Below are 6,495 nucleotides of genomic sequence, written 5' to 3'. Positions count from 1 at the left end.
CTGCACCACATTCACTCATTCGGGCGGGGGGCCCCCGCCGGCGGACGGCGCGGGGGCGTGCTCCCCCTGGCGGGGGTGGGGCGGCCGCTGCCCCCCCACCGGCCGAAAGCCGCCCCTCGGCGGGGCTTCCGGCCGACGACGGCGCCTACTTGTTCGTGTTCTGGTACGCCTCACGGATTTCGGCCGACACACGACCGCGCTCGTTCACCTCGTAGCCGTTCTCCTTGGCCCAGGCGCGGATCTTCGCGGTCTCGCCCGAACCCGACGCGGCGGCGGCCTTGCGCGCGCCGGCACCCGTCTTCATACGCCCGGTGCGGCGCCCGGCCTTCAGGAAGGGGCCGATCGCCTCCAGCAGCTTGTCGTAGCTGTCCGGCGCGAGGTCGACCTCGTAAGCAATACCGTCGACCGCGAGAGAGTGCGTGGCGACCTCCGTGGATTCTTCCCCGGTGAGGTCATCCGTGTAAATAGTGACGATCTTCTGTGCCATGCGGGTGATTGTACGTCTCGCGGCGCGCGTTTTGTCGAATCTTTGGCGAGGTGCACGATCCGGGGAACATCGTTTCGGAGATAGTTGGTGGATTCCCTGGATTCCCGCCCCTTTTCGACCGATCCGGCATTGTTGCGCACCGGCCGCGCATACCTCACGACGCCCGGACGCGCCAGAGGGGCGCGAACCGCCCCGCGTCACTTCCGCGCCGCGCGCCCCCGCCGCGACTGATAACCAGTACCGATCAACACATGACGATCTGGCTATTTCCCCGATCAATGACCCCTGTGGCAGTGTAGGGAACCGTCCAACCCCTCGCGTAAGCCCCTTAACGGACTTACGGCACACGAAGGAGAGCACGTGCTCACTGTCGGTGACAAGTTCCCCGAGTTCGATCTGACCGCCTGCGTGTCGCTGGAGAGCGGCAAGGAGTTCGAGCAGATCAACCACAAGACCTACGAAGGCAAGTGGAAGATCGTCTTCGCGTGGCCCAAGGACTTCACCTTCGTGTGCCCGACGGAGATCGCCGCCTTCGGCAAGCTGAACGACGAGTTCGCCGACCGTGACGCCCAGATCCTCGGCTTCTCCGGTGACTCCGAGTTCGTGCACCACGCCTGGCGCAAGGACCACCCGGACCTGACCGACCTGCCCTTCCCGATGCTGGCCGACTCCAAGCACGAGCTGATGCGCGCGCTCGGCATCGAGGGCGAGGACGGCTTCGCGCAGCGTGCCGTGTTCATCGTGGACCAGAACAACGAGATCCAGTTCACCATGGTGACCGCCGGTTCCGTCGGCCGTAACCCCAAGGAGGTCCTGCGGGTCCTCGACGCGCTGCAGACCGACGAGCTGTGCCCCTGCAACTGGAGCAAGGGCGACGAGACCCTCGACCCGGTCGCGCTGCTCTCGGGCGAGTGAACCGCGTTTAGCAGCGAACCGGAAGGAGATCCGACATGGCTCTCGACGAACTGAAGTCCGCCGTTCCGGACTTCGCCAAGGACCTGAAGCTGAACCTCGGTTCGGTCATCGGCAACAGCGAGCTGCCCAAGCAGCAGCTGTGGGGCACCGTCCTGGCCTGCGCGATCGCCTCGCGCTCGCCGAAGGTGCTGCGTGAGCTGGAGCCGGAGGCCAAGGCCAACCTCTCCGACGAGGCGTACGCAGCGGCCAAGTCGGCCGCCGCCATCATGGCGATGAACAACGTGTTCTACCGGACCCGGCACCTGCTGTCGGACCCGGAGTACGGCACGATGCGCGCCGGCCTGCGGATGAACGTCATCGGCAACCCGGGCGTGGAGAAGGTCGACTTCGAGCTGTGGTCGCTGGCCGTCTCGGCCATCAACGGCTGCGGCATGTGCCTGGACTCGCACGAGCAGGTGCTGCGCAAGGCAGGCGTGGACCGCGAGACGATCCTTGAGGCCATCAAGATCGCCTCCGTCCTCCAGGCCGTCGGCGCGACCCTCGACTCCGAGGCCACCCTCGCCGAATAGGTGAAACCGGAGGCGCCCTGCCGGGCGCCCGGCCGGTACGACAGAGCCCCGCGGACCACGTGTCCGCGGGGCTCTGCGCATAATGAGGGCAAATGTCCGTCCTGCACCTCGTCGTCCGGTGGCTCAAGCGCCCGTACTGGGACGCCCCCAACCCTGCCTGGATCGTCCGCCGCTGGCCCGACCTCACCGCCTGCTGCGTCGCGGCGCTCTTCTTCTGGCTCTCCCTCACCCCGTCGCTGCTCCCCCGCCCCTGGTACCTCCAGGGCCTGATCGGCGGCATCACGGCCGCCATCGGCTACGCCGCGGGCGCCGCGGCGAGCAGCCTCTTCCGCACGCTGAGCCGGTACCGCCCCGGCGAACGCGCCCGCGCCCGCTGCTGGCAGGCCTTCCACGTCCTGGCCATCGTGCTGTCCACGGCGGCCGTCTCCTGGAGCGCCCACGCGCAGCGCCGCCTCCGCCGCCTCCAGGAGGTCGAGCCCTCGCTGGTCTGGCACACGCCGATGATCATCCTGATCGCGGTGGCGGTCTGCGCGCTGTTCGTGCTGCTCGCCCGCTGCGTACGCCTGGTGGCCCGGCGGCTCGCCCGGTTCTTCGGCCGCTGGGTGCCGCGCCCGGCCGCGTACGCGATCGGCGTGGCGCTGACCGCCCTGCTGGTCACGATCGGCTCCAAGGACGTGCTGTACGAGCGGGGCTTCATCGACATCGTCGACCGGATCTCCAAGGCCGCGAACCTGAGCACCGCCGACGGCATCACCCAGCCCGCCTCCCCCTACGTCTCCGGCGGCGCCACCTCCGTCGTCGACTGGGCGGAACTGGGCGCCGAGGGCCGCAACTTCATCGGCTCGGTGCCCCGCAAGCAGGACATCGCCGCCTTCACCGGCCGCCCGGCCAAGGACCCGGTACGGGTGTACGTCGGCGAACAGGAGGGCGGCGACGCGCACTTCCGGCGCACCGCCGACCTCGCCGTGCAGGAGCTGGAGCGCACCGGCGGCTTCCACCGCAAGGTGCTGGCGCTGCTGGGCACCACGGGCAGCGGCTGGGTGGACCCGCGGATGCCGGAACCGCTGGAGTACATGTACGGCGGCGACTCCGCGATCGTCGCGACCCAGTACTCGTACCTGCCGTCCTGGATCTCCTTCCTCGTCGACAAGGAGAAGGCGGCGCGCGACGCCCGCGCGGTGTTCGACGCCGTGTACGCCAAGTGGTCCGTGCTGCCCGCGGACGACCGTCCCAAGCTGGTCGTCGGCGGCGAGAGCCTCGGTACGTACGCGACCGAGGCGGGCTTCGACGGCCTGGACGACATGCTGGGCAAGGTGGACGGCGCGCTGCTGGCGGGGCCGCCCAACGTCAGCCCGATCTGGCGGGAGGTGACCGCCGGACGCGATCCCGGCAGCCCGGTGTGGCGTCCGGAGTACGACCACGGGCGGCACGTCCGCTTCGCGCAGTACCCGGAACGCGATCTACGACGCCCCGACGACCCGTGGGAGCACCCCCGGGTGGTCTACCTCCAGAACGCCTCGGACCCGGTGGTGTGGTGGTCCCCCGACCTGCTCTTCCACCGTCCCGCCTGGCTGGACCGGCCGCTCGGCCCCGACGTCACCGACGAGATGCGCTTCCTGCCGGTCATCACCTTCTGGCAGACCACCGTCGACCTCGCGGTGTCCTTCGGGGCGCCCCCGCCGCACGGCCACCGCTACGGCACCGGCGCGGTGGACGGCTGGGCGGCGGTGGTCCCGCCGCCGGGCTGGACCGACCGGGACACGGCCCGGCTGCGGGCGTACGAGGGCGCCAAGGACGCGCCGTACTGAGCGGCGGCCCGGGGCGGCCCGCCCCGGGCCACGGGCCTGACGCCCGGTCAGTCCTGCGGGTCCGTCCCCTTCGCCGGGTCCTTCCCCTTCGCCGGGTCCGGCCGCTTCGCCCGGGTGGGCGCGACGTCCAGCGCCGTGGCGCCGTGCGGGGGCGGGGACAGGCGCAGGGCCTGCTCCCGTGAGTACGAGCGGAGATAGCCCACGACGGTGTTGGTGACCGCGACCAGCGGCACCGCGACCACCGCGCCGCCGATGCCGGCGACCAGGCCGCCCGCGGCCACCGACAGGATGACGGCGAGCGGATGGACCCGTACCGCGCGGCCCAGGATGAAGGGCTGGAGGATGTGGCCCTCGATCTGCTGCACCGCCAGCACCACCGCGAGCACCATCAGCGCCGCGAAGACGCCCTGCGTCACCAGCGCGACCACACAGGCCAGCGCGCCGGAGACGACCGCGCCCACCAGCGGGATGAAGGCGAACAGGAAGATGAAGACGGCGAGCGGCACGGCCAGCGGCACGTCGAGGAAGTAGATCCCGATGCCGATGAAGATGGCGTCGATCAGAGCCACTATCACCGTCCCGCGCACATAGGCGGTCAGGGTGCGCCAGGCGCGCGGCCCGGCGCCCGCCACGCCCTCGCGCGCCGCGCTCGGCACCAGCTTGAGCACCCAGTCCCAGATGCGTCGGCCGTCGTACAGCAGGAAGAGCGTGGTGAACATCGCCAGCAGGATGCCGGTGAGCACCTCCAGGACGACCGTGACGCCCTCCAGACCGGCCGAGGTGATCGCCTCGGTGTTGGCGCCGACCGCGTCCTGGAGGTTCTTGGCGATGTTGTTGATCTGGTCCTCGGTGACGTGGAACGGGCTGTTGAGGAGCCAGCCCTTCAGCTCGGTGATGCCTTCCTGGATGCGGCTGGAGACCGAGTCGATGTTGTCCTGGACCTGCCATACGACGAACCAGCCGACCAGCCCCATGATGACGAAGCCCGCGATGAACGTCAGCGCCGTGGCGAGCCCCCGCGGCACGCCCCGGTGCCTGAGCCAGGCGACGGTCGGCTGGAGCAGCGCGGTGATCAGCAGCGCGGCGACGAACGCCAGGACGACGAGCTGGATGGAGGTGATGACCTTGGCCAGCACCCAGATCGTCCCGGCCAGGACCAGCAGCCGCCAGCTCGCCTCGGCGGCGACCCGCACGCCCCACGGCACGGCGGCCACCGGGTCGGGACGCGGCGCGACGGCGGGCGCGTACGTCGGCGGGGCCGGGACCGAGTCGGGCTGCCGCTGCGCGTCCTCCGGCGCGGCCCGCGCGTCGGGTGACCCGCCGTCGGACCGCACGGGAGGTGCCGCGGCCTCGCCCGCGTACGTGTCGGCGGGCGGCGCCTGGGCTCCGGCCGTGTGCCCGGCACGCCTCAGCTCTCCCGGGTCGCTCCCGGCCGCCCCCGAGGAGTCCGACAAGGTCCCTCCAGGGGGGACCTCCATGGCCTCCGCGCGGCGGCGCTGGTCCTCCAGCCGCTGCGAGAGCCGCGTCAGACCGGCGCCGAGGCCACCGACCCACTGAGGCAATCTGGACATGTCGCTTCCTCTTCCCCTCCCGCCCCCCGATGCTGTCAGGACGACGTTACCGGTGCGGGACGCACGAAACCCCCGACGCCGTCGCGCCGGGGGTTTCGCGTACGAAGCGGAGAGGCGGACCACCTTACGCGGTCGGCCGCCCCCACGTTCTAGTACCAGTGGTTGTTCTGCCAGAAGGACCAGGCACCACAGGGGCTGTTGTAGCGGCTGTTCATGTAGTTCAGCCCCCACTTGATCTGCGTGGCCGGGTTGGTGCGCCAGTCGGAGCCCGCGGAGGACATCTTGGTGCCGGGCAGCGCCTGGACGAGGCCGTAGGCGCCGGACGAGGCGTTGGTGGCCCGGTAGTTCCAGCCGGACTCGTGGTCCACGATGTTGCTGAAGCACTGGAACTGGTCGGCCGGCAGCATCTGCCGGGCGATGGCCTGCGTCTCGGCGATCGAGTACGACGCCTTGGCGGTGAAGGTGCTCGCGTCGCGCGCGGCGGAGCGGGAGGCTTCCTTCTCCTTCTCGCGCTCCTTGGCGTCCTGCTCGGCCTTCGCCTTCTTGTCGGCGGCGTCCTTCTTGTCCTGCGCGTCCTGGGCGGCGGCCTTGCGGGCCGACTCCTGCGCGGACTTCAGCGCGGCGGCATCCGCCTGGGTGGACGCTTCGTCCGCCTGCTGCGTCAGGGAGGCCGTCTGCACCTGGGCCTGCTGGCCCGCGGGGATGTCGGCGATCGTCGCGTCGGCAGCGGCGGCCTCGGTGTGGGCGACCGAGCCCTGCTCCTGACCTGACGCGACACCGACAACGGCGCCGACGGTGGTGACCGCGGTGGCGGAGGCCACGGCGAATCCCCGGACCGAAATCCGGCTCACACGCTTTCCTTCCAGCATCGTCCGCATAGGTGACCTCGCGGACGCAATCGTGCCCCTGGCGCTGGTCTCCCCTTGTTCCGCCCCCGATTGAGCGGTGGGAACGGCTGGTCACGGGAGGCACGGGCCCGGTACGTCCCCCTCGGGGTCCGCGTGGTGCTCGGGCGGCATACGGCGACGCTATGCAGTTCTCGGGGTTCCGCACCGCTGGGGGTGCTGGTGTGCCGTATGCGGGGCCTGACAGGACCCAGACTCTGCCCGAACCGGACGCGCGGAATCAATTCATCGTTGCGTGTG

At 70.5% G+C, this 6,495-nt stretch carries 6 protein-coding genes; 3 read left to right on the top strand and 3 right to left on the bottom strand.

All coding sequences use genetic code 11. The features are described 5' to 3' along the window. Positions 1-145: 145 nt before the first annotated feature. Positions 146-487: an Lsr2 family protein gene (locus tag ACFV57_RS31060; protein WP_385239016.1), complete on the bottom strand. Its 342-nt coding sequence runs from the start codon at positions 485-487 to the stop codon at positions 146-148. Positions 488-847: 360 nt separating this feature from the next. Here ACFV57_RS31060 and ACFV57_RS31055 point away from each other — a divergent pair, with 360 nt between their 5' ends. From ACFV57_RS31055 to ACFV57_RS31045, 3 genes are all read left to right on the top strand, one after another. Further along, a complete protein-coding gene (locus ACFV57_RS31055; RefSeq protein ID WP_360127556.1) occupies positions 848-1,402 on the top strand; it encodes a peroxiredoxin in 555 nt (184 codons plus the stop codon). A 35-nt stretch (positions 1,403-1,437) separates the two neighbouring features. Beyond that, positions 1,438-1,971, top strand: a complete 534-nt coding sequence (locus ACFV57_RS31050) for an alkyl hydroperoxide reductase (RefSeq protein ID WP_030020692.1) — start codon at positions 1,438-1,440, stop codon at positions 1,969-1,971. 92 nt (positions 1,972-2,063) lie between these two features. Further along, on the top strand, positions 2,064-3,779 hold the full coding sequence (locus ACFV57_RS31045; protein WP_385239013.1) for an alpha/beta hydrolase: 1,716 nt from the start codon (positions 2,064-2,066) through the stop codon (positions 3,777-3,779). A gap of 47 nt (positions 3,780-3,826) precedes the next feature. On the opposite strand, the gene ACFV57_RS31040 is transcribed toward ACFV57_RS31045, so the two are convergent. Together ACFV57_RS31040 and ACFV57_RS31035 are read right to left on the bottom strand one after the other, a co-directional pair. Further along, positions 3,827-5,350 carry an AI-2E family transporter gene (locus ACFV57_RS31040; protein ID WP_385239011.1) on the bottom strand — a complete coding sequence of 508 codons (1,524 nt, stop codon included), beginning with the start codon at positions 5,348-5,350 and terminating at the stop codon, positions 3,827-3,829. A gap of 149 nt (positions 5,351-5,499) precedes the next feature. Beyond that, a complete protein-coding gene (locus tag ACFV57_RS31035) occupies positions 5,500-6,201 on the bottom strand; it encodes a transglycosylase SLT domain-containing protein (protein ID WP_385239009.1) in 702 nt (233 codons plus the stop codon). Between the last annotated feature and the right edge of the window lie 294 nt (positions 6,202-6,495).

The sequence above is a fragment of the Streptomyces sp. NPDC059788 genome, assembly GCF_042732265.1.
Classification (GTDB): Bacteria; Actinomycetota; Actinomycetes; order Streptomycetales; family Streptomycetaceae; genus Streptomyces.
The sequence above is the reverse complement of the archived record's forward strand: the minus strand, read 5'-3'. Positions and strand labels throughout refer to the sequence as shown.